Raw genomic sequence first — 22775 nt, forward strand, 5'->3', positions numbered from 1 at the left:
GATTTTCAAATACTTCAAAATCGTTGATTTTAGACGTTTTTTTAATTGGTTTTTGCATCGTTTTGACTACCAATTCATTAAGATTTGGCGTGTTTTTTATCAAAATAAACCGAGCTCTGATACCATGAGCAGATTAGCTTAGAACATTTTTCCCAGTTTTGTCTCCACTTTTTACAATTTCGGCTATGATTTGAGTTATGGATTTGATGAATTTTTCATCTTTATGGCATTTGATTTTTGTTTCTTCGGGCGTTGGTCTTCTTAATGCTCTTCTCATTTCTAGATGTTCTGCTTTGCTATTTTGGTCAGTTATTATCTTGTTTGCTAGTGACAACACTAATAGTATATTTATACTCGCTTTTCTAAGATTAAATTGTAAATGCTCATTAAAGTAATTAGAAGTAAATATCCCTTGATCCCATGTCAAATAGTCTTTGAATATCGCCCTTACCAAAAGTTGTTTTTGCAGTATGTCCGATCTTCTGTATAGTTTGTAGAAATTGAATCTGCCAGACTTAAATACACTCAACACATTTTCAATATTTGCTTTGTCTATTTGCGAGTTATTAGACAAACACTCAATATGTTTCTTTTCAATTTTAAACTCTTCTCTCCATTTATGATAAACGGAAACTGAAATTTGGTCGGCTATGAATTTTTGCTCTAACCTTAGATTCTTTTCTCGTAGATTTCGAAGCAACCTTAATTTTTCTTTTTGTCTCTTGTTTTCGTCTTTTAATAGCTCGTCCGATAAGCTTAGTAGTGAACTATTCAGTAAGTCAACTTGATGTTTTTGCAGTGTAATTTTCTTTAATAATTCTTCAAATTTCTTGTGCATAGTTTCTCCGGGAATGTTTATACTTGGATGATCAACGCATTTATAGTACAAGTAATATTTCCGATTTCCTTTTGTCCATCCAGCAGTAAGGTTGCGACCGCAAGGACATTTGATAACGCCTCTTAATGGGAATTCTTCATTGGCTCTAGTTCGTCTTTTTGACATTCCATCTAATATTTTTTGTATACGCCAAAAGTCTGCCTCGGGTATTATGGGTTCATGTAGTGCTTTTACATATTTTTCTGAAATGTTTTTAAATGCATTGATCTTTATTAGGCCTGCATAGACAGAATTTCTCAAAATATCATTGATAGCGTTACTTCCTCTATTTTTAAATCCAAGTGCTAATACTTCTTTATGTATTGTCTTTTGTGGAACTCCTGCTTCGAAATCAGAAAAGATTTTCTTTATGATGTAGCTTTGCAAGCTATTGATTTCTATCGTCTGGTCGTTGAACGGTTTTTTGATGTTCAGGTAACCAAATGGCGCCTTACCTAAAAATCGACCTTTTTCCTTTGCATTTAGTATGCCTAACCTAGTTCGGTTTTTTATGGTAAGAAGTTCTCTATGTGCTATCAAATATTCAAAGGCTCGTTTCATAAAGACATCCGAATCGGATGTGTCCAGGTTAATTGGCTCATTAGTTGATATTACTTTGACGTCATACTTTCTCTCTAGCTCAGCAATTTTCATTAACGCTTCAGGTAAATTCCTGCTGAAGCGATCATGGTCGAGCACCACAAGATATTGGCATTTGCTTTTATGTTTTTTAATGAAGTCCTCTAACGCTAAATAACTATTTCTTTTAAACGTATAGCTGTTTTCTCCATTATCTCTAAACACTTCCAGAATCTTCAGTTTATTTCGTTTACAATAATCACGTACAATGGATTCCTGATATTCCAATGATTTAGATTGATCTTTGGTGCTCAATCTTAGATAACATACTGCATTCATATATAAGTTTTTTAATGAATTGCCAATTGAATAAAAAGATTGAGTTTCGAAGGAGTTTACGGTTTACCGTAATCCATCATTCTACTAATTTTAGTATATTTGATTTATAGCAATTGGTTGATTGGTTGCTATTTAATATAATTTTAACCAAATAAATATGAGCTCTCATGACCCAATACGTCAATCTAAATATTTAAGACAAACTTTATCCCAAGATAAAAAGCCTGTAGGTTTCTTCATTTCGGCAGGATGCCCTTTGGCTGTGACTATGCCTACGGAAAAGGAATGGCCATTGATTCCTGACGTAGCAGGCTTGACTAGATATATTAAAGATGAAATAGACAAAGAAATACCTGTTGTTCAAGGTGCTACACGAAGCTTAGCAGGTGCATATACTCAACTTATCGAAGAGGTAGTAAAAACGGGAAAGACTAATCCAAATATTGAGGATATTTTAAGTTTTTTAAGAGGTATGATGCAAATCTCTAGAGGAGCTGCCGATATTAGGGGTTTTTCCGAAGCTGAATTAGATAATCTAGAAAAAATAGTTTGTCAAAAAATAGCTGAAAAATTGAATGTCAAGCTTCCAGATAATAAATCGCCTTATCACAAATTAGCTAAATGGGTAAACAACATTGATCGAGATACTCCTATTGAAATATTTACTACTAATTACGATCTGCTATTAGAAGAAGCATTTGAATCTCTGAAGGTTCCATATTTTGATGGATTTGTGGGGACAAGATTTCCTTTTTTTGATTTAAGGGCTGTTGAAGATAATTTGATACCCAATCATTGGACAAGATTATGGAAAATTCACGGATCTATAAATTGGTATCTGAAAGATAATAAAGATGTTTATCGTTCTACAAGCTTAGAAGAATGTGATTCCTATATTATCCATCCTTCTCATTTGAAATATGATCAAAGTCGTAAAATGCCTTATTTAGCATTAATAGACAGATTGAATAAATTTCTAAGACAGAATTCAGCGGTGCTAATACTGTCTGGATATTCTTTTAGTGATGACCATTTGAACGATACGATTTTGAATGCTCTAAGAGCAAACCCTACTGCAATGGTGATTGCTTTACTATTTGGAGATTTAACCAAAACTATTCAAGAAAAAGGAGATGGAGAAGAAGAATTAATAACCAAAACTACCATTAACTACGATAAAGCTCTTGAATTGGCAGAAAATAGATCTAATCTAAGTATTTGGACTTTCGACGAGGCTGTGATTGGTGGACTTAGAGCAAAATGGAAACCGACGAAATCAGACTATGATTCGGAAGAAAATATAGGTAATGCAGTAAGACCAATTAAAGATGATGATCAAAAGATTGTTGGGTACAAATTTCATCTTGGAGACTTTGCCGTTTTAGGCGACTTTCTACAAGAATTAATTGGTAAGGAGCAGTTTAAAATAGTACAGGATGGCGTTTAAATCTACTTACTTAGGAACAATACAAGATGTTAGTGGTACTTCATTAAGTGTTGCATTGGATAATACAGCACCATCTGGACTTACTTATGTAGATGGAGAAGGATATCGCATTGGACAGATAGGATCTTTTGTGAAAATCCCTATTGGTTATATAGATCTTTTTGGCATTGTTACACAAGTAGGGGCAAGTGCAGTTCCAGATAATCAGATATTATCACAACCTTATGGATACCGTTGGATCAAGGTACAACTTATCGGTGAAGGGCAACGAAATGGTTCTTTCCAACGAGGAATATCCCAATATCCGACGATTAGTGATGAAGTTCATTTGGTGTCAGAGGCGGATTTAAAAAACATTTATGGACAACCAGATAAACCTTACTTTGTAAAGGTAGGTCATATTGCGGGAGCTGAGTCCATTCCGGCATTGATTGACATCAATAAATTGATTACTCGTCATTCTGCCATTGTCGGTACTACAGGTTCAGGAAAATCAACAACAGTTGCTAGTATATTAAATGCTATTTCTGATCCCCTAAGGTATCCCTCAGCAAGAGTAATTGTATTTGATTTACATGGTGAATACGGGCATGCTTTAAAAGACCGGGCCAATATTTTTAAGGTAAATGCAGATAAAACTGAAGGAAGCATCGAAAAAGATCTATTTGTTCCTTTTTGGGCACTAAGTTTTGAAGAACTCTGTAACATTAGTTTTGGTAAGTTCAATAACGAAAAAGATGAGAACATTATTCTTGAGCGTATATCTTTAGCAAAGAGAGCCAGTTTAAAAAAATATGCAAAAGATGGTGTCAATGAAGATACATTAAATGTGGATTCTCCTATTCCTTTTAGTTTAAATAAATTGTGGTATGAATTGTATCATGAATGTTTTGCAACTTACTATAGTAAAAACAAAGGTCAAGCATTCCAAAATTTAGCATTTGAAAACGATGAAGAAGGTAAAGAGTTTAAAGGTGATCTTATAAATGCTGTACCGCCGATATTTAAGAAAGTTAAAAATGATGCTGGTGATGATGAGAAAATCAATTATGTTCCAGGTGGTCTAAATGTAGGTCAACAGGTATTATCATTGGGTTCAAAACTCAGAATACCAAGATTTGATTTCTTATTTAAACCGGGAAAGTGGACTCCTAAGGAAGATGGTGCAACGGACTTTGATTTAGATTCATTAATTAAAGACTGGATCGGAAGTGATAAGCCTATAACAATAATGGACTTATCGGGTGTTCCAAATTCAATTCTCAATACTATTATAGGAGTTTTGTTGCGTATTATTTATGATGGGCTTTTTTGGGCGAGAAATTTATCACAAGGTGGTCGAAATAGACCACTTTTATTACTGATGGAAGAAGCTCATAATTATTTGAACAATGAAGGCAGTGCATTAAATATAGTCCAGAAGATAGTAAAGGAAGGACGTAAGTATGGCATTGGAGCTATGATAGTTAGTCAAAGGCCATCTGAAGTAAATTCAACAATTCTATCGCAATGCGGGACATTTTTTGCGTTACGACTGGCCAATGCAACAGATAGGGGGCATATCACTAGTGCGGTGACTGATAATTTAGAAGGATTAACAAGTATGTTGCCGATTTTACGAACGGGCGAAGCTATCATACTAGGTGAGGCTGTAAAGCTCCCGATGAGAGCACTAATTGATGCTCCACCAAAAGACAGAAGACCTGATAGTCATGATCCGATAATCTACGACGAGCATGGAGAAGAGGATTCAATGCACCCAGGAGGTTGGGGAAGTAGAATGGAAGAAAATCCTAATTATAAAGAATTTGTAGAGACTTGGAGAGCCCAAAGTCCATTCATTAAATTAACAAATAAATCAAAAACTATGAACAGACAATCAGTTTCATCGTCAAATATTGCATCTATAGGATATGATGCAAATTCACAAATACTTGAAGTTGAATTTTTAAATGGAGGTGTATATCAATATTTTGATGCGCCTCAACATATTTACGAAGGACTTATGAGTGCAGGATCACACGGTGAATATCTGGCTCAAAATATTAAGGGTGCTTATAGATATTCCAAAGTCTAGATTTAAATGATTCATTTAAACCAACAGCTCAAGCGTATTGAAATTTCAAGCTTTGAAATCGAAAATCAAATTGCTTTCAATTTTTTCAATAACCTCCCAGCTTCGGAACGAGATGAAAAGTTACTTCGTGCTATCTATATTGGGGTATTGGCATTGATGGAAGATCGTATGTCAGCATTCCTTTCTAAAACCAGTAATGAACTTGGAACAGAACTCGAAAGCCTGAAGATGATCTTCGATATGAAAAACGAACTATTTTATAAATCGTCAATAAAAGGGATATTGGCGGAGGATGAAATAGCAGATTTCTTAAATCAATATTTTACAGACAAAAGGTTAAAAGATCGAGCAATACTCACAGGAAATAGTGCTGGAATCATTCCAAAGAATAAAACAGGTGATATTATCTGTGAAGTAGACGGTGACCCAAACCTAAGAATTGCAATTGAATGTAAATTTGACAAAAGCGTCCGGTTAGGGGAAATTGAAACCAAAGATTTATTTACGAGAAAAACAGATACAGCTTGGAGTCAACTGCTCGAAGCGCAAGCTAATCGGGATGCCAAAGTAAGCCTCATAGTATTTGACATTTCCTTGGTCGATAATTCTATTATTAAGGAATTTGAAAATGTAGGATATATCCCTAGTGTTGGACTAATTGCCATCATAAATTCCCAAAAAGGAGATTACTCAAATTTAGCAATAGCCTATATGTTGGCGAGGGACATTGCTTTAAATGCAAAACAAGTAGATTTAGATAAAGACTTACTGGTGATATTAGTCAATCGCCTTATCAAAGATATCAACGAAATTACAACCATAAAAAGTCTTGTTCATAATAATATTGAGAATAATAAAGCAATCCTTAAACAATTGGAAAAAAGTATTTTGTTGATGGAGTTTAATCAAGAATACCTTAGAAAATTTCTTGTGGATGGCACCTTAACTAAAGAAGATTTGTTGAATTATTATCAGGGAGAAAATATTAAAGACAAATATCGGTTGATTGAAAAAGATATTAATGGTTTATAAAATAATTATTCAGTCAAATTGAGTGAAAATACCAACCCAAATTTTGACTTCGTTAAAATTCTCAACGAGGACAAAACATATAAGCTTCTCTTTCCCGACAGAGAAGTAGGGCTGGCTATTGTTTTAATTTTTGAAAAGATCGAGAATGGGACTTTCGAAGACGGAAAGTTTACAGAAAAAGATTTACATAAAGCTTTTGAGCAGATTTATATAACCGAGAAGCGATATCCGAAAGAGGTATACAGTGAGCAGATAATGAACTTACAGGAATACTTCCTGGATTATGATCAGCTAGCCCAAAAGTATTTTTTTAAAGATTACGCGTATAAATTTTGTAAACACGCAAAGGAAACTTTACAGGGAGCATTTAACCCTACAAGGATACAGAAGATCTGTATCCACCTGACAAATTCGTTAAGAACTACTGAGGATCTTAAATTTTGGTTAACTGATGAGTTTAAAAAGTATGAACCCGATCTAAGAGAACAAATCGACTTTCTCGACCGCCAAATCTCTTTATCAATTGAAGACTTAAAAAAAGAAACAAATTTGCTTAATCAAAACTTTGTTGATGTTTTGGTGGCGACTGAAGAACGGCTTACAAACTCACAATTACATGTAAAAGAATTAAGAGCCGCTTATTCTGAAACGAAAACAATGAGGACATTGTTGGAGCAAAAAGGCAACTATGATAATGAGATTAATGACCTGATATCAGAAGTACACGTTTTTATTAAATATATCAACGATCGGTTGAATTCAATTGACCGAAAATTAGACCGTATTCAACCCAAGATCCGGCAACTCTTTTCTACATTAAACAAACCCGCATTCAATTCAAAAATTGAAAAGTTCATTTTATTTATTCTTAAAAAGAGCGAACTGGATAATAAAAAGAATATTGTTTTTCCTGCTAGTATTACTTGTCCGGTCATACATATCCCAACGCCAAATTTCACGATAATTAGCAGGGATAAAGAACTGTTTCCACCAAAGCCGAAAGAGAGAAGACATTATAAACAAAATGAAAAGATCATTGGTGAAAACAAAGAAAAAATACTAACGAAACTTAAAGAAGTTGACACGATCCTAAATTGGGAGAAATACATTCTGTCAGAAATTGAGCTAAGAGGGCGACTGAATTTAACAGAAGTATTTTTCAGGATGTTGAAAGAGGAAAATAACAGTCAGATAGCAGTAACAGTTATTTTCAACTTGATAAAACACACGTATAGCAATTCTGATAGACTTCAGTTAAAGGTAGAAAAGTCGTTGGTAACAAATAATGAATTTAATATATCACTATGGGAAATGACAATTATAAAGCAACAATAAGTGATTTTTTATTTGCTGATCATGCTAGAGAGCTTTTTGCGGAGATTGATTACTTTTTAAAGGATGGGGTGCATTTTCAGAGACACAGCAACCAAATAGGCCAGTTTAATTTTATTGATAAGAACTTTGATAGTCTTAGACTCTATTATCGAGAGTTTTTTGATGTAGAGCTTTCTGAAGCAGGTGAAAAAGCGAATGCCTATTTCTATTTGGATTTTCATGGAAATAATCGTGGAAATATCTCAGCCCGGCATAGAGATATACTAAAAAGCGAATATGTAATTATAGGCTTCATCATTTATAAAATCGTTTATATCGATAAAGAAATAGACCTAGATTCTGTCCAAAAACTGAAAGAGAAAATACGCATTGAATATGAAGATTATAAACCTGGCATTTACAGGTTGATTGCCAAATCTAGAAATACCACCCCCGGAAATCTTAATGATAATGCAATAGACACTACAATTCAATCAGCATTAGAAGAATTTAAAAAAATAGGTTGGATCGAATTAAACAGAGATGAATTCGGCTTATTACCTGCTTTTGATAGGCTAATAAAGGTTTATGAAGAATATATCTTAACTATTGATGAAACCTTAAACGAATTGAAATGAAAAAGTATCCAAGAATAAAAAGGCTGTCTACCTTGGGCATTGTTCATCATCAAAATTTTGATTATGAATTTAGTTCATTTAGAACGGATTTTGTTGGCGAAGGCGGAGCTGGGAAAAGCATGATATCTGATCTTTTGCAATTAATTTGTGTTGGAACGAAAGCCTTTCATTCACCAACTAAAGGTACTGGTCCAAGAAAGCCTCATACTATGGTTTTAAGAACGGAAGGAAAAGGTACTGATATGGGATATGCATTTATCAATATTGAAAAAGCAGAGAATCAATATCTCATCATAGGTATTTACTTGGAAAGCTCTGGCACTTCCAATATGTTTATCATCCAAAATGGCAATAATTTTAATTCAGATACAAATTTGGTTCCTTTTTCCAGAATATTAGGAGTTGGAGATTTTCAGAACAATAATATCATTTTTCCTATTAATGAGCTTAAAGAGCATATCCAGGATAATTTAAATCTGACATGCGAATCCTGGGAAAGAACCTCTATTTACCATAAGATTCTTTTTAATAATAACTTATTACCTATAGACCTTTCGGTGAGCGGCAAAACATTAGAGAATTATGCTAAGATTATACAGGCGTTTTCAAGAGAATCTTTAGATATCAGTAAAAGCAGTAGCGTACAAACTTTTTTATTTGGTGAGGAAGATGAAAAAGAATTGATCAGAAAATTCTACGCCACTGTAGAAGAGCTTCAGGAAGATACCAGGCAGTTTGAAAATAATTTGGGAGAAATAGAAGCATTAACAACCAAGCAAATCCAATTGAGCAACCTGCTGGATTTAAAGAACTATAAAGAGAAACATCATCAGTCATTTTTGATCGCTTCTTACCAATTTTATAACAATCAAATCACCATAAGTTCAAATGTAATTCGAAATCAGCTAGATAACTATCATTATAGCTTAAGGTCAATTCCTTCATTAAAAGAAAAAATTGAAGAGAAGATTGCTTCCATAAAGGCTGAAAAGGAAGAAAGGGAATTCGCGTGGGAGGAAGCATTTAGAACCAAAAGTGAATTGGAAAACAAAGTATCCAAAAGGCGGAAATTTTCTTCCTGGATGCAGGATTTTAAATGTTCTAGGGAAGCACTTATTGATAAATTCGATAAATACCAAAAATCTATAACTACTATTAAAAGAATTAATGAATTACAGGAAGCTCTAAGATTGAGTAATATGCTTACAGCATTCAAAAGCAGCGAGTATAATGAAAAACACATTATCAATCAGATAGATAAACAACTTGAGAAAATAGTAATAGAATTAGAACTGAAGAACAAGCTCAGAGCCTTAAACAATATTGAAGATAAACACTCCCTGGCTTATTGGGCTTTGCAATTACCAGATGAATTAAGCTTAAATCAAGAAGCCATTATCCGTAAATACCAGAATGAAGAGATTAAAATAGATACTCCTGTTAATCCATCAAAAAGATATGTCCCTATTCCTGAAGCACTGCTAAACGATATTGTTATATATAAATCTGAGGAAAATGGTTTTTGGCTTGATCTCAATGGCGTTATTGAGTTCTTTTCAACTACTTTTTCTCCAATTTTTAATACCAAAGATAAGAATGAGATAAAAGCTTATTTTCAAAAAGAAGCTACAAGTATTCAAACTGATATTCTGAATTTAGAAAAAGATATCAGGGAAAAAACTCTTTTAAAAAGTGTTTTTGAGAGTTTGGAAAACCCTGATGAATATTTGGTGGCTTGGAATGCTCAAACAGATTTAGAAGACCAGCTCGAGACCCACAGCATGTACGAAATAAGCTTGGAGGATTTTAAAGAATATTCAAACTTGTACACACAAGACTTAATTGAAGACGATTTTAAAAACAGTAAAGCAGCATTTGAGAAATTAGATACTTATAGAAACAGCTTAATAACACTTTATGAGAATCTCGAAAGAGAATCAGCTTCTTTTTTTGAAATTCAAACCGACTACAGAATTGAAGATATCAAAAGCAACTATAATCTGCCATCTGATCCTGATTTTAATAAAGAAACCTTTTTATCTTATTTAGAAGAGACAGAAAATTATTATAAGGCGTTTCAAAAGCTTTACAATCAGGAAAAATTGAAATATCAGGAAGCAGAAAATATACTTTATTTACATGCACAGATTAAAGATATAATCTCCAAGAAAAATAAAATCTATTCAGAAAATGCGCAGATAGTAAATCAAGATTCTGAGCTTTTAGAGGAAGTAAATGAACAGCTAATAGAAAAATTGAATGCAGATTATGATTCAGCAAATCGTAAATATATTATAGAATATAATGTGCTTGTTAGGCAATATCTAAAAACAAATGTGGAGCGGTTTGAAAACTCTGGAGATTTTCGTGCATTGTGTGAAGAGATACTACCTTCTGAGATTTTCAGTGAGATCAATACATTAGAACGAGAAGTGATCGAAATGATAGACAAGTATCTTAAAGATATTAATCTGAAAAATAAAAGATTAAACAATAGAAAGCTTCAAAAATTAGCTGTTATAATCGAAGAAGTGGCCAGCGAAGTGAGTGACCAAAGAAATGACATCAGGACAATTAGAAATTTTCTTAACGCTGATGATAAAAAGATAACGGGAGGACACACAGTAAGCCTCGAGGATGATAGCGAAGGAGTATTTTCTTCTGATTGGATGAATGTATTCACCGAAAATATTAATAAGGATTTGGGATTGGGATTAGAAAATTCTTTGTTCGAATCTGAAAAAGGAATTACAAATGATCTAGAGAAATATCCATCATTAAAGGAGAAACTCACGGAGGCTTTTTATCGATCCGGTGGGTCGCGGAGTTTAAAACCTACAATAGAAGAATTATTAAATCCTAAATCTTACTATACTGTAAAATTCTCTATTAAGACCAATCAAGGTAAGAAAAATGACGGCAGTACCAGTCAAACTTATGCTGCTATTTCACTGCTTTGTATCGCAAAATTGTCTTTGCTAAATAGGCAATCAAAGAATTCCCCTGTTGAGGCTATTCGATTTATGGCAATTGATGAAGCAGAAGGTTTGGGCGGTAATTTTGATATGCTTTATAAAATTGCGCTAGCAAATGATTATCAAATATTATCACTTTCTATCAGTCCAAACAAGATTGATGCAGAAAGGCAAAATATTTACTTGCTTCATAACAGCTTAGAAGACGAAAAAGTTAACTATGATCCAGTACCTATATTTGGTTTGACAAGCTAAATTGTTTAGATAATGAAACATATTGAATGGAAATATCTAGTCGGCTTACATAAGCTTTATACAGATGGAAAAACCAAATTGAAAATCCTAAATAATGATTATATTAATTTGATATTATTTAAGCAAAAGAAACTGATCAGGTTTAAATCAGGTAATCATTCCATTATTGAAGCAAACCAACGATATACTGAATTCTATAAACTAGAACTATTAGATACGCATAATTACTATAATACTTTTTTTGAGCAGTCAGGAATAGAAAATAATGCAAAGAAAACTTTTACTCAGGAGGACCTGGAGGCTCTGATGTTTGTTTACTACAATAAAAAAGAACTTCAAGAAAAACTGACAACAGTGAAAAAATTCTCTGCAAGAGTATTTAGAAATGAGAACTCAAAGTACCTAGAAAATAAGCCAAGCCTAAAAACTGCAGTTTTACAACTATTAGAGGTTAATGAGTTTCCGGAGAAAGATCCTAAAAATCAACAGTGGAGATTTGTTATTGATTGTGATAATCCTAAAGCTATTGTATTATGTGAAAATCTAGATTGCCTTAAAATACCAGTTGAGTATAAGAAGAATAATATCGAACTATGGTATGTAGGAGGTAATAACACAAAGCCTTTGCAGGATATCCAACAGGATAAACTGCAATTACCTATTTATTATTTTTGTGATTGGGACTATGCTGGACTGAATATTTATTCGAAGGTTAAAGAAATCTTTCATAATAAAAATAAGGAAATACAAATAATACAACCACCGGCAAATGCCAAAAGACTTCCTGTTGGCGTTAAGCACCATAAGAGTAAATGGAAAAAGGAAGATTTTTCAGGATTGACAGAAGGTAATTTTAGTCAAGAGCAGGTAGATTTTATAAATCAACTTATTTCCGATAATGAGTGGGTAGAAGAGGAGTCGATGGACCTTATAAATTTACTAGATGCCGACTTAAGCTAATGTAAATCATTGTAAGTTTATATTTGATGCAAAACTTACACCAATTAGGCAATTTTTATAGTTGCTAATAACACAATGTCTTGTCCTGAATTTGCTTATTGTTTTTGAAAAATGAACTGAAAATAGATTAGATTTGCAGATGACATTTAATCTGTTCCTAGACGAGAGTTGCCATTTTGAAAAGGACAATTCCTCGGTAATGTGTATTGGGTATATTAAGGTGCCCGAAGCATCATATCAGAAGCTATATGAATGCATCCGCAGTCTGAAGCTCGAACACAAGTCTACCTTTGAGTTGAAATGGAACAAGTTCTCCAATTCTAGGTTACCTTTTTATAAGGCACTTGTCGATCTTTTCTTTGACTCTCCCCTGGAATTTCGTTGTATTTTGGTCAAATACAAGGATCGCCTCTCACATGAAGAGTTTAATGGCGGTTCGCACGAAAATTTTTATTATAAGATGACCTACTTTCTTCTAAAGCCAAACAACCTCGGTTCAGATTATAAGGTCTTTTTGGATGTCATCAATACGCGCGGTAAGGAAAGGCTGAACAAGATACAGGAAATTTTCAGGCACTTGCACAATGGCGAATCCCCCTTTGTTTCATTTCAGCATTTGCACACGGAAAATCTTTTTTTCCAGCTCACTGATCTCTTTGTCGGCGCAATAACCTACAAATCGAGGGTTGTCGCTGGTGATTTTAAAGCTTCCCATCCTGCCAAGATGGAATTTGTCAAATATCTGGAAGAAAGGTCTGGGTATCTTTTGGAAGAGGGAACAGAGCCTTGGGAAACCAAGTTCAACATTTTTGATCATCAACCTAACATGAACAAGAATGTCGGTCAGTAAACTTAAGCCATATTTTGAAGACGATATTTTAGATGCATCCTTCAATAAACCACAACTTGATGAGCTTTACGAGGTTTTCAAAGAGCACTTTGTTTTCGACCCCTTTGAAATCGATGGCAAGAGGATCAAGATCATCCATCAGAAATCTAGGGTAAAGCAATATTCGGAATATTCGGAAACTTTTGCGCACATCATATCTAGGAAAACTTATATTTTGGATGCCAGGATCTATGAATGTCAACGGGCCAACAGGATACATTGGATCAGACCTGTTTTACAGTCTCATCCCTGTAAGGACATCTTCTACTATAGGTGGAAGGACGATGAGGGTGTATGCAAACACCATTACTGGTTATTCGACAAGAATTTTATGGTAGTAACTGTAGATGTAAAACCAGATTTGAGGATTGTAACCACTTTCTGCGTTGACAATGATCAGAAATCTAAATTCTATGAACGATACAAGAATTTTCAGGAAGGAGAAGATTGTCTTTAAATAAAAACAGCACCCGTTCGGTGCTGAGCGCAAATACGGCTTTGCGTTGCCAATACATTTGTCCTTTGGGCAATGATAGAACAAAGATATAAATATTTTATAAATATTTATAAAATATTTTTAGTTGTCTTTATAATAAATGATTACGATCGTTTTGGGATTCGGTATTGACACATAAAGGAACTATCAATGTAGATGCAGTGTGGACACTGTTCAGCCCACTCTCAATTAGCGATTTTCTTATTAAATTAAAGGTGTTTATGCATAGTATCAGCCAATACAAGGTAATAAAAAATGACAAAAGTATTTGCTGGCAAATTTGCCAACTTTTTTGTTCTAATATAATCTGGTCAAGGTGTCCTTGATGAAAATTGGAAAATTTTTATGCTCTTTTTATATAAATCCTTTTCTCTCCAAATCCTCAATTATAGGCTCAATAAGCAATAAAAAGCGATTTAAATGTTCAAAGTATTCCTGCTGATCGGTACTGTTCTAAGTATGCACGCTTAGGGTATAAACCGCACTTTGAATATTTTAAAGTGCGGTTTTTTAGTTCAAAATCATTGTTTTTAGCTATCTCAGCCTTGTTCAAAGTATTACTTCTAAAGGCTTTTGCAACTAAGGGGGATTACAAGATTACGTTTGAACTTTTTTTATGCAATAAAGTAGTTTATCCATCCTTCAATATTTGCATCATCCTTAGTTCTCAGTATAGAGTTCAGGTACCCCGTTAAAAAAAGGTAAACATATAATTGCAATGGTTCCTTGCTGATCCGTACCGGCCTCGATGGCAAAACTAGCTTTTTTACCAATCTGTTGTTTGTTGATCATGTCTATCCTTTCTTGGATAGAAGCCAGGCCCATTGACATTTCTTTAACACCACCCATTACATTTTTATTTTCGATGTTCCCAATTCCTACGCCATTATCTTCCACTGTAATACGAATTTTATCTTCCTTTCTTGTTATTGTCACATTGAGATGGGCATCTGGTTTTGGATTTACAATCAATCCATGTAAAATGGCATTTTCAATTAATGGTTGGATCAACATGGGTGGCAGGTATAAGGTTTTTAGCTGAATATCATCTGCTACCGTAAATGTGTAAGTGAAAATATCATCGTAACGCATGGCTTCCAGCTCCGTATATAACATTAAAGCTTTCCATTCTTTATCTCCGCTTACTAAACTTTTTGTCGAATTTTCCAAGATCAGCCTACTCAATGAGGCAAATTTTTGTATTAGCCTGGAAGCTTTCCTTTTCTCGTTGTCCATAACATAGGCTTCAATTGAATTGAGGACATTGAATATGAAATGTGGGTTCATTTGTGACCTGATAGCCTTTAATTCGCTTTCTGATAATTGGTATTGTTGATACTGAAGTTCGCTTTTAAACTTCAATCGTCTAATCCGGTAAAGGTTTAAAAGGTAAATCAACACCGACATTAAAACAACAAGTGCCAAAATCCCGTACAACCATAATTGCTTTAACTCTAACTTATTTAATTTTTGCTGCTGCGAAAGTGCATTCACCTTACTGGCCTGTAACTTCTCTTTGTTCCTGGCGATTTGAAGTTGTTTTTCTTTTTCTTCAGATCTAAATTTTTCATTTTGCAACTGTACGGTTTGTAAATCTCTAAACTGTAACCCTTTTTGAATTTCGGCAGTGTTTAATGCCAATTGCAATTGCTGTTGTTTGAGTTGCGCACCTGTCAATAGTTCCTTCTGTTTATAAGAGAATTCTTTTTTATCAAAATCAAACTGGATACCCATTCTGGTAATCTCATTTTTCTTTTTGTCGTTACTGATGGTATCGGCAAATTTGGTGTATTGTTTATAGTAAAGCAGGGCACTATCGGGCATCTTCATCGCATCATAAAGTTCACTCAGGCCTAAACTGGCATCCCGTTTAAGCTCTGTAATATTTAGTTCGTTGCCTGTTTGTAGTGCTTTAAGTCCGTATGATTTAGCTTCTTTATAGTTACCCTTGCCCAGATAGGCTGCAGATACGTTTTGCATGTTAATACCCAAGCTCCTTTTGTTATTAGTCTTGGTATTAATTTCAATAGCTTTTAATCCATATATCAAGGCTAAATCATTGTTTTTTAGTTCGTTGTAATATGCTGAGAGATTTCCGTTGTCTCTCGCAGTTCCGCGTAAATCAGCTATAGAATCAGCAATTTTAAGAGACTTCTGGCTATATTTTATGGCTTCAGGAATGTTTTTGTTTTTAAATTGTATGATGCCGATGTTTGCTAAAACACTCGATTGACCAACATAATTTTTTAGTTTATGGTGTAATGCAAGTGATTTTTGATAATATTTCATTGCTTCTGTAAAATCTCCCATTTCGGTGTATACTATTCCAATTGTGCCTAAATCATTTGCAGCTTGTTGCTCATTTTTGTTTTTTTCAAATGATTTTAGCGCATCTAGTAAATATTTTAAGGCCTCTGGAAATTTAGACTGTACCAAATAGACTGTACCAATATTAGATAAAGCGGCTCCGATTTCTAAATCATTTTTTAATTGGAGAGATATGCTGAGTGCTTGGTTTAAAGAAGTCAACGCTTCTGTATACATGGCTAAATGAAAATGAATGATCCCTTTGATCCGATGGGTAGCAGAAACAATATTTTTATCTTTAATCTGGTTTTCAAAAGATAAAATTTCTTCTGTATACTTTAAAGCGGATTTTGGATTGTGTGGTAGAGTCTGCGTTGTCAGATCAAATAGAATTTTTGCTCTTACATCATCTTGTTTTGTATGGGATGCAGCACGTTTGAGCAGGGAATCAATTTTTTTAGTCTGTGCATAGCTATCTCTACTTCCCAGCAGAATGAGAGAAGTTAGTAAAGAAATGATATATACATTGAAAAAACTGAGTTTAAACTTCATATTCCTTTTCACGTTGTTTTTAATGGAACTGCTTTCTATTATATCAAAGTAACATATAAATATACCAAATGATATTAGGCTTTAATCGTTCGTCTTACAGTTCCGCTCATTTAAAATACCTATTCACTCAACATTTAAAATAGTGCAGTAAAATTACCGCTTAATGTCCTATTTGATAAGCTGTAACCACACGATTTTTTGGTCTTTTTGCTATAGTCTTTAGTCCCTGCCTGCGGCATGCAGGTTTCCGCTTCCCTCAACTTATGCTACCCTTCACTCATTAAAATAACGCTTTCAATCATTGTCTTAAAATTCTAGTAATAAGGTGAATATGTTTGATTAAGAAGCTATAATCGAAATCCATTCAACATTAAAAATATTATTATGAAAACGAACCTTAAAAATTTATTAAGAATATCATTATCACTTTGTCTTTTAATCGTGATAAGTATCAATACTAACGCTCAAGAAGGTAAAAAATTAATCAAAAAGAAAAAAGTAGATACTACGGAAGGTAAGATTAAACCCATTATTACCTCGCCTGTGGCTGGCTCTACCGTAGATGGTCCATTTGTATTGGTAGGTAAAGCTGAACCAAATACCACGGTTAATGTAATTGTATCGCCCATTTATCAATTGCCAAAAAGTACAACTGGTAAAACGGTTTTAAGGGTTAGTACACCACTGCACGAACCACAACAGTTTACTGCTAAAGCAGATGCGAATGGCGTTTGGCAAAGCCGATTGGTGGAGGTGCAGTATGATCCAAAAGCAACAAATAAAAGAATTTTTGCATCTGTTAATCAAATATGGGGTTCGAAAGTTATACAGAGTGGCAACACCGAATATTTCGCCTCACCTAAATTAACAATGATTGTGGGAACAATTAAAGTTCCTGCAAAACCAAAGGAAGAAGAGAAATCTTCAGGACAACCTGAAACAGATGAAGGGATAGTTAAAGGTGGTAGCGTTATGCCATTTCAAATTTCATCCCCAAAAAATAATAGATATGTGGCGCATGATGATTTTAGTATTGCAGGCGTGGCAGCACCAGGAGCAACAGTTAGGGTAGAAGTGCGTTACTTTGGCTATAGAAGTAAATCTAATGTAACTATCCGTAATTATGGTCCTGCTTTTTTACCTGGGGTTGACAAGAATACAACAGTGGTCAACGATGCACTTTGGACTACTTTTACCGTAAGAAGTAACGGAGGGATTTGGGGAACGGGCTATATCGAATTTATTAAAAAGATTGATGGCTACTCTTGCTGGGCAAACACGTATACCATTACCGCAAGTTTAGTAAATGAAAATGGCAAATTGGTACGACCAGTTAAGGTAAATGTTACCCGAATGAAAACCAAAGCAATATAAATAAACTGATCATAAAGAGTTTGTTTTTAGGTATTTAAGAAGCAACTAAGCAAATGAGAACAGGAATATTTTTAGCACTGATGCTAGGTATGTTAAACTTAGCTAGTGTAGCGCAACAATTGCCTACCTGTATAGAGCAACTTAACAGGAAATCGGATATAACTACTACCAAATTTGAACGTGTTATTACACTTAAAGGAAATCGTACGGTGTATGAATTTTCGATAACTAGTAAACGCGAATGCATCCATTGTGCAAGAGGGACTATTTTTTACGATGGCAATTGTAACGTTGTAGCATCTTTTATCACTTCAAGAGGATTCAAAGGTTTTGTAGAGGATGGTTATACGGCTGCAGAGCTCGGTTATCTAGGTTACCCCAACATCAAATATCGACCTAAAGAAGATCCTTTACCCAGTTGTATAGAGAAAGTATTGGTCAATGCCGATTCTTTAAACAAGGCAGGTGTAAGTAAGATTGTACAAGTGCGTATGAAGGATAAGATTTTATACGGCTTCGAACATCTTATAGACCCTAAATTGGCCAATTGTAAAGATTGTCCGAGATCTATTGTTTACTATAATGCCGATTGCAAACCAGAGGTTACTTTTAGGGTAGGCGGTATTGCAGGTGTTAAAGGTAATAATGGTTATACCGGGACCGATTACAATAGCAAACAAATCTTAAACATTTTATGGCGTACGAAATAACAATTTGAAATACTTATTTCAATCTATAATTCTTAAAATCATAATCATGAAAAATTTAAAAAACAACATAAAATATGTCATCATCTTTTTTTTCATATTATTGGCTTCCTGCCAGAAAGACGAAGTTGCAAAAGAAACAAAAGATGAACAACCAATTAATTTGGCTGACTATTATATCATTGGTAGAAAACCTGCACAACTCTCCAACGGACAAACGGTACAAATACCTTACCTCATTAATTTTGATGAATATGGGAAAGCAAATTTTTTAAGAGAAAGTGCTAAGCCATTTACGTTTAAGGATGGCAAAATTAAGATTAGTGATGCAATGGTTTTTACCATCAAAGACAATGCAATAACGGCTTACGAAGATGTGATAAAACGCTATCCATTTACAAGTTATAGTCTTCAAAAGAAGCCAACTACCAATCAATTCTATGGAAATTCATATCAGGGTAACTGGACTAATGTGGCAAAAACATTTTCGGTGTTTAAGTTTAATTCGGCTACCTACGAGGAAAAAACTGGTGCAATATATGCATTTGCAGGTAAGTATACTTTGCTTGGTAATATTGCTGCAATAAGCGATACTGAAGATTACGCTGCTGATAATTTTGCCGAATATACTATTGTGCTGATTGATGGAAAGTTGGAAGTTACCTGCCGCAAAAATAATTTAGTAGGTGCTGGGTCAGAAACATTTACCTACGGTGTATTTACCAAAGTTCCATAGATAATTTATTTAAATAAATTAGTTTACTCATCTCAAATCATAACTCACTCATTATTACCTAGCGTCCAATCATTCCCATAAAATACTGTGTAGAAGGTATATATGTTTGAGTAAGCAAATTAGCTATGAACATTAAAACTAAAAACCATGAAAAAATTACTAATCATTCCAATGTGTATCTTATTAATCGTTCTATCGTGTAAAAAAAACAAAACGCCTGCCGACGAAAAAGAAGTGGTTAAAGGAAATATTAAACAAGTTGTGGAGACTGTAAATGGTATCACTTACAAAATTTTTACGGATTTAAACACAACCAATTTTAAAGGGATTTTAGTTGTGGGAAGCGGTAACGAAGAAAACAATCCATCGGAAGGCGCAATAAATGGTGCAGCAGAAACTGCCTTATGCGAAAAAGCAGCAGCCAATGGTTATGCAGCGGCAATTGTTAAATATCAAAAACCTCCGGCAGGTGCCGATTGGAATAGCAGGGCAAAATTAATAGGTGAAGATTTTAATAGAGCTATTGTAGGTATTGCAGGCAAGTACGGTATCGATAAAAGTAAATCGGTAGTGGGTGGTTTTTCTTATTCCTCTAATATGTTGTTTACTGATATCTCTAGCAATAATATGACCTTGAGTTACTGTAAAGGCCTGGTGGCTGCTTGTGGAGGAGGTGGTGCTTGGAATGCCCAAAATTTTAAAATTCCTATTTATGCCATTAACTGTAGTAACAGCAACCAAGATGGCGAATATTATGGCAAAGGCCTTTACGATCAAATTCCAGCCAATTCAGCTATAAAAGCCAAAAGTGAAGGTGTAACAGACAATAATTGCAATACCCATTGTGGTGGCGATTGGACCGATAAAATGTACAATAAAATGGTGTATTGGTTGCAGTAACCTAGTTTATAATTAATTATTAAGGAATTAAATCATGAAAACATTTAAAATATTATCAATACTAGTATTGCTTATAAGTTTTATGGCTTGTAAAAAAGATAGGGCAATTGTTGAAGTAAAAAATATAGGTACGATTACCACCCTGGGCGAAAAAATGGATATTACCGAAGCTGTTTACACACATAGTTCTAAAGACAATAGTTCACTTATTACTTTATTCACAGAAAATCAACGGTTTGCACTCATATTGCGTTTTACCCACGTAAGTTTTAATGAAATACCAGCTGGAAGTTTCACCTTAACAAAAGTTTTCCCTAATGATGCTAAAATATATTTTAATGATGGCTTAACATTTATTAGCCATGCAAATGGCGAAACTGCAGACTATTTTACCTCTGGGAATGTAGAGATTATTAAAAACGGAGATCGCTATAAAATTACAGCAAATGTAATGACAGCGAAAGGCGCCACAACATGTAGTTACGAAGGCACATTAACCATACAAGGCTCTTAGTTAAAATAGCAAATCAAAATAGTTCTCCTCACCAAAATAAAAACTTAAACATCATGAAAAACATATTAAAAATGCTACCCATATTATTGTTAACAATATTGCTAAGCTGTAAAAAGAAAGATCCTAAACCAGAGGTTTTTGATATTACCAAATATAGTATTGTAGGAAAGCTATCTACTGGATATCCTTACATAATTACCATAGAAAGTGACAAAGCAGTTTTGACATCCTATAGTGTTAGCGATGGAAAATATACTTATACAGATGGTGTTTTAAAGCTAAATTTTAATGGAGGCGAAGTTATTTGTTCTTTCACTATAGAAAATGGAAGCATCAAAGCCTACGTAGGTCCAGTAATAATAAACACTTATGATTTGGTAAAAATACCAGCAACCAACCAGTTAGAAGGTAAAAACTTTAAAGGAAGTTGGAACGGTTCCGGTTATTTAACTCAGGTTAAATTCACAGGTGCAAAATACACAGAAATTACTAATGGTCAGCAAAATGAAGTTAATTATACCCTAATAAATAACCTCGCTGTTAAAAAAGAGGAGGGTATTAACATCACCGTATTTATGATGTTGAATGGTAAATTGGAGGGAGGTCGTTATAGATATCCAAATACCGATTGGGGTACTTTTATGAAAGAGTAAAATTTCTCATTTGATCCATTTTTATAAAACTTAAATCATGAAAACATTAAAAATAGCATCAACGCTCTTATTGCTGTTGAGCTTTATGGCGTGCAAAAAAGATAAAGATAATAATGAAACCGAGAAAAATAACAAGGTTATAGGCATTTACGCAGGCCCGCAATTTTCCATGTTTATTAAAGCCGATAACACCCTATGGGTAACTGGCACCAACAAATATGGCCAATTGGCCGATGGCACTACCAACCAAATTACTAAACCAAAAATGGTGATGAGCAATGTGGCCGCAGTTAGTTCTGGTGGGGCACATACCATGATTTTAAAAACAGATAAAACGCTTTGGGGAGTAGGCTATAATTCGAGCGGACAATTGGGAGATGGCACCACCCAATCTTCGCCAAGCCCAAAGCAAATTATGATAGACGTAAGTGCGGTAAGTGCCTCTATTAGTGAAACATTTGTAATAAAAACGGACAAAACACTTTGGGCTATGGGCCACAACTATTACGGCGAGCTAGGCGATGGTGCTACCCAAATGGTTAAAACACCCAAACAAATTATGAGCGATGTGTTAGCCGTAAGCGCAGAGTATAATTATACCTTAATTTTAAAAACAGACCATACACTTTGGGCTACTGGGTTTAACGATTATGGCAAATTTGGCGATGGCACCACCACCAATTCTACGATATTTAAATTCATTATGTCTGGTGTAAAAGCCATTAACGCAACTGTAGATGCCAGTCTAATTTTAAAAGATGACCATACACTTTGGGCAGTTGGCGATAATTCCAGTGGTAAATTAGGTGACGGAACTTATGATAATATCAGTTTCCCAAAACAAATTATGGCAAATGTAGCCACCATGAGCTCAATGGCGCACTATACTTTAATTTTAAAAACCGACGGTACACTTTGGGCTACCGGAGATAATAGAGCCGGTCAGCTAAGTATAGGCACCATGGCAAAGATTAACTCACCTCAATTGGTAACTGACAATGTAAAAAGCATAGCTGCAGGTGTAGACCATTCAATCATTTTAAAAACAGATCATTCAGTTTGGCTTACCGGCTATAATGTATATGGGCAATTAGGAGATGAAGCCGATAAATACAGATTTCTTTTCAAAGAACTTAAACTTTAAAAATATCAAT

Annotated in this window: 18 protein-coding genes; 16 read left to right on the forward strand and 2 right to left on the reverse strand. The window is 34.2% G+C overall.

Annotation, left to right across the window (positions count from 1 at the left end; translation table 11 throughout):
* Nucleotides 1-133: 133 nt before the first annotated feature.
* Entirely contained in the window at nt 134-1795 is a 1662-nt protein-coding gene (locus tag FA047_RS02140) for a recombinase family protein (protein ID WP_136834337.1), read from the reverse strand.
* A 157-nt stretch (nt 1796-1952) separates the two neighbouring features.
* Between FA047_RS02140 and FA047_RS02145 the strand changes: the two genes are divergently transcribed.
* The 9 genes from FA047_RS02145 to FA047_RS02185 all read left to right on the forward strand — a co-directional run bounded on the left by FA047_RS02145 (nt 1953) and on the right by FA047_RS02185 (nt 13839).
* On the forward strand, nt 1953-3242 hold the full coding sequence (locus FA047_RS02145) for an SIR2 family protein (RefSeq protein ID WP_136834338.1): 1290 nt from the start codon (nt 1953-1955) through the stop codon (nt 3240-3242).
* On the forward strand, nt 3232-5319 hold the full coding sequence (locus tag FA047_RS02150; RefSeq protein ID WP_136834339.1) for a helicase HerA domain-containing protein: 2088 nt from the start codon (nt 3232-3234) through the stop codon (nt 5317-5319). Before FA047_RS02145 ends, FA047_RS02150 begins: the two co-directional genes overlap by 11 nt.
* A 6-nt stretch (nt 5320-5325) precedes the next feature.
* On the forward strand, nt 5326-6351 hold the full coding sequence (locus FA047_RS02155) for a hypothetical protein (RefSeq protein WP_205943220.1): 1026 nt from the start codon (nt 5326-5328) through the stop codon (nt 6349-6351).
* 18 nt (nt 6352-6369) lie between these two features.
* Complete coding sequence (locus FA047_RS02160) at nt 6370-7686, forward strand: hypothetical protein (RefSeq protein ID WP_136834340.1); 1317 nt, start codon at nt 6370-6372, stop codon at nt 7684-7686.
* Complete coding sequence (locus FA047_RS02165; protein ID WP_136834341.1) at nt 7656-8303, forward strand: condensin complex protein MksE; 648 nt, start codon at nt 7656-7658, stop codon at nt 8301-8303. Before FA047_RS02160 ends, FA047_RS02165 begins: the two co-directional genes overlap by 31 nt.
* Nucleotides 8300-11533: a coiled-coil domain-containing protein gene (locus tag FA047_RS02170; RefSeq protein ID WP_136834342.1), complete on the forward strand. Its 3234-nt coding sequence runs from the start codon at nt 8300-8302 to the stop codon at nt 11531-11533. The genes FA047_RS02165 and FA047_RS02170 overlap by 4 nt, the downstream gene beginning before the upstream one ends.
* Nucleotides 11534-11545: 12 nt before the next feature.
* On the forward strand, nt 11546-12493 hold the full coding sequence (locus tag FA047_RS02175; protein WP_136834343.1) for a hypothetical protein: 948 nt from the start codon (nt 11546-11548) through the stop codon (nt 12491-12493).
* Nucleotides 12494-12632: 139 nt separating this feature from the next.
* Entirely contained in the window at nt 12633-13343 is a 711-nt protein-coding gene (locus tag FA047_RS02180; protein WP_136834344.1) for a DUF3800 domain-containing protein, read from the forward strand.
* Entirely contained in the window at nt 13330-13839 is a 510-nt protein-coding gene (locus FA047_RS02185) for a hypothetical protein (protein WP_090497358.1), read from the forward strand. Before FA047_RS02180 ends, FA047_RS02185 begins: the two co-directional genes overlap by 14 nt.
* Before the next feature lie 699 nt (nt 13840-14538).
* Here FA047_RS02185 and FA047_RS02190 read toward each other — a convergent pair.
* A complete protein-coding gene (locus tag FA047_RS02190) occupies nt 14539-16737 on the reverse strand; it encodes a tetratricopeptide repeat-containing sensor histidine kinase (protein WP_136834345.1) in 2199 nt (732 codons plus the stop codon).
* 384 nt (nt 16738-17121) lie between these two features.
* Between FA047_RS02190 and FA047_RS02195 the strand changes: the two genes are divergently transcribed.
* The 7 genes from FA047_RS02195 (at nt 17122) to FA047_RS02225 (ending at nt 22765) form a co-directional block, all read left to right on the forward strand.
* Nucleotides 17122-18111 carry a hypothetical protein gene (locus tag FA047_RS02195; RefSeq protein WP_136834346.1) on the forward strand — a complete coding sequence of 330 codons (990 nt, stop codon included), beginning with the start codon at nt 17122-17124 and terminating at the stop codon, nt 18109-18111.
* A 53-nt stretch (nt 18112-18164) separates the two neighbouring features.
* On the forward strand, nt 18165-18821 hold the full coding sequence (locus tag FA047_RS02200) for a hypothetical protein (RefSeq protein ID WP_136834347.1): 657 nt from the start codon (nt 18165-18167) through the stop codon (nt 18819-18821).
* A gap of 46 nt (nt 18822-18867) precedes the next feature.
* A complete protein-coding gene (locus tag FA047_RS02205) occupies nt 18868-19554 on the forward strand; it encodes a hypothetical protein (protein ID WP_136834348.1) in 687 nt (228 codons plus the stop codon).
* Between the two features lie 147 nt (nt 19555-19701).
* Nucleotides 19702-20454, forward strand: coding sequence for a hypothetical protein (locus FA047_RS02210; protein WP_136834349.1), 753 nt, complete (start codon nt 19702-19704; stop codon nt 20452-20454).
* A gap of 34 nt (nt 20455-20488) precedes the next feature.
* Nucleotides 20489-20968, forward strand: a complete 480-nt coding sequence (locus tag FA047_RS02215) for a hypothetical protein (RefSeq protein WP_136834350.1) — start codon at nt 20489-20491, stop codon at nt 20966-20968.
* A gap of 53 nt (nt 20969-21021) precedes the next feature.
* Nucleotides 21022-21621 carry a hypothetical protein gene (locus tag FA047_RS02220; protein ID WP_136834351.1) on the forward strand — a complete coding sequence of 200 codons (600 nt, stop codon included), beginning with the start codon at nt 21022-21024 and terminating at the stop codon, nt 21619-21621.
* Nucleotides 21622-21658: 37 nt separating this feature from the next.
* Nucleotides 21659-22765, forward strand: a complete 1107-nt coding sequence (locus FA047_RS02225; protein ID WP_136834352.1) for an RCC1 domain-containing protein — start codon at nt 21659-21661, stop codon at nt 22763-22765.
* Nucleotides 22766-22775: the final 10 nt, after the last annotated feature.

Source organism: Pedobacter frigoris (genome assembly GCF_005116445.1).
GTDB lineage: Bacteria > Bacteroidota > Bacteroidia > Sphingobacteriales > Sphingobacteriaceae > Pedobacter > Pedobacter frigoris.

Coding starts and splice junctions, on each gene's coding strand:
- FA047_RS02140 (WP_136834337.1), bottom strand. CDS start 1,795: ATGAATGCAGTATGTTATCTAAGATTGAGCACCAAAGATCAATCTAAA.
- FA047_RS02145 (WP_136834338.1), top strand. CDS start 1,953: ATGAGCTCTCATGACCCAATACGTCAATCTAAATATTTAAGACAAACT.
- FA047_RS02150 (WP_136834339.1), top strand. CDS start 3,232: ATGGCGTTTAAATCTACTTACTTAGGAACAATACAAGATGTTAGTGGT.
- FA047_RS02155 (WP_205943220.1), top strand. CDS start 5,326: ATGATTCATTTAAACCAACAGCTCAAGCGTATTGAAATTTCAAGCTTT.
- FA047_RS02165 (WP_136834341.1), top strand. CDS start 7,656: ATGGGAAATGACAATTATAAAGCAACAATAAGTGATTTTTTATTTGCT.
- FA047_RS02170 (WP_136834342.1), top strand. CDS start 8,300: ATGAAAAAGTATCCAAGAATAAAAAGGCTGTCTACCTTGGGCATTGTT.
- FA047_RS02175 (WP_136834343.1), top strand. CDS start 11,546: ATGAAACATATTGAATGGAAATATCTAGTCGGCTTACATAAGCTTTAT.
- FA047_RS02180 (WP_136834344.1), top strand. CDS start 12,633: ATGACATTTAATCTGTTCCTAGACGAGAGTTGCCATTTTGAAAAGGAC.
- FA047_RS02185 (WP_090497358.1), top strand. CDS start 13,330: ATGTCGGTCAGTAAACTTAAGCCATATTTTGAAGACGATATTTTAGAT.
- FA047_RS02190 (WP_136834345.1), bottom strand. CDS start 16,737: ATGAAGTTTAAACTCAGTTTTTTCAATGTATATATCATTTCTTTACTA.
- FA047_RS02195 (WP_136834346.1), top strand. CDS start 17,122: ATGAAAACGAACCTTAAAAATTTATTAAGAATATCATTATCACTTTGT.
- FA047_RS02200 (WP_136834347.1), top strand. CDS start 18,165: ATGAGAACAGGAATATTTTTAGCACTGATGCTAGGTATGTTAAACTTA.
- FA047_RS02205 (WP_136834348.1), top strand. CDS start 18,868: ATGAAAAATTTAAAAAACAACATAAAATATGTCATCATCTTTTTTTTC.
- FA047_RS02210 (WP_136834349.1), top strand. CDS start 19,702: ATGAAAAAATTACTAATCATTCCAATGTGTATCTTATTAATCGTTCTA.
- FA047_RS02215 (WP_136834350.1), top strand. CDS start 20,489: ATGAAAACATTTAAAATATTATCAATACTAGTATTGCTTATAAGTTTT.
- FA047_RS02220 (WP_136834351.1), top strand. CDS start 21,022: ATGAAAAACATATTAAAAATGCTACCCATATTATTGTTAACAATATTG.
- FA047_RS02225 (WP_136834352.1), top strand. CDS start 21,659: ATGAAAACATTAAAAATAGCATCAACGCTCTTATTGCTGTTGAGCTTT.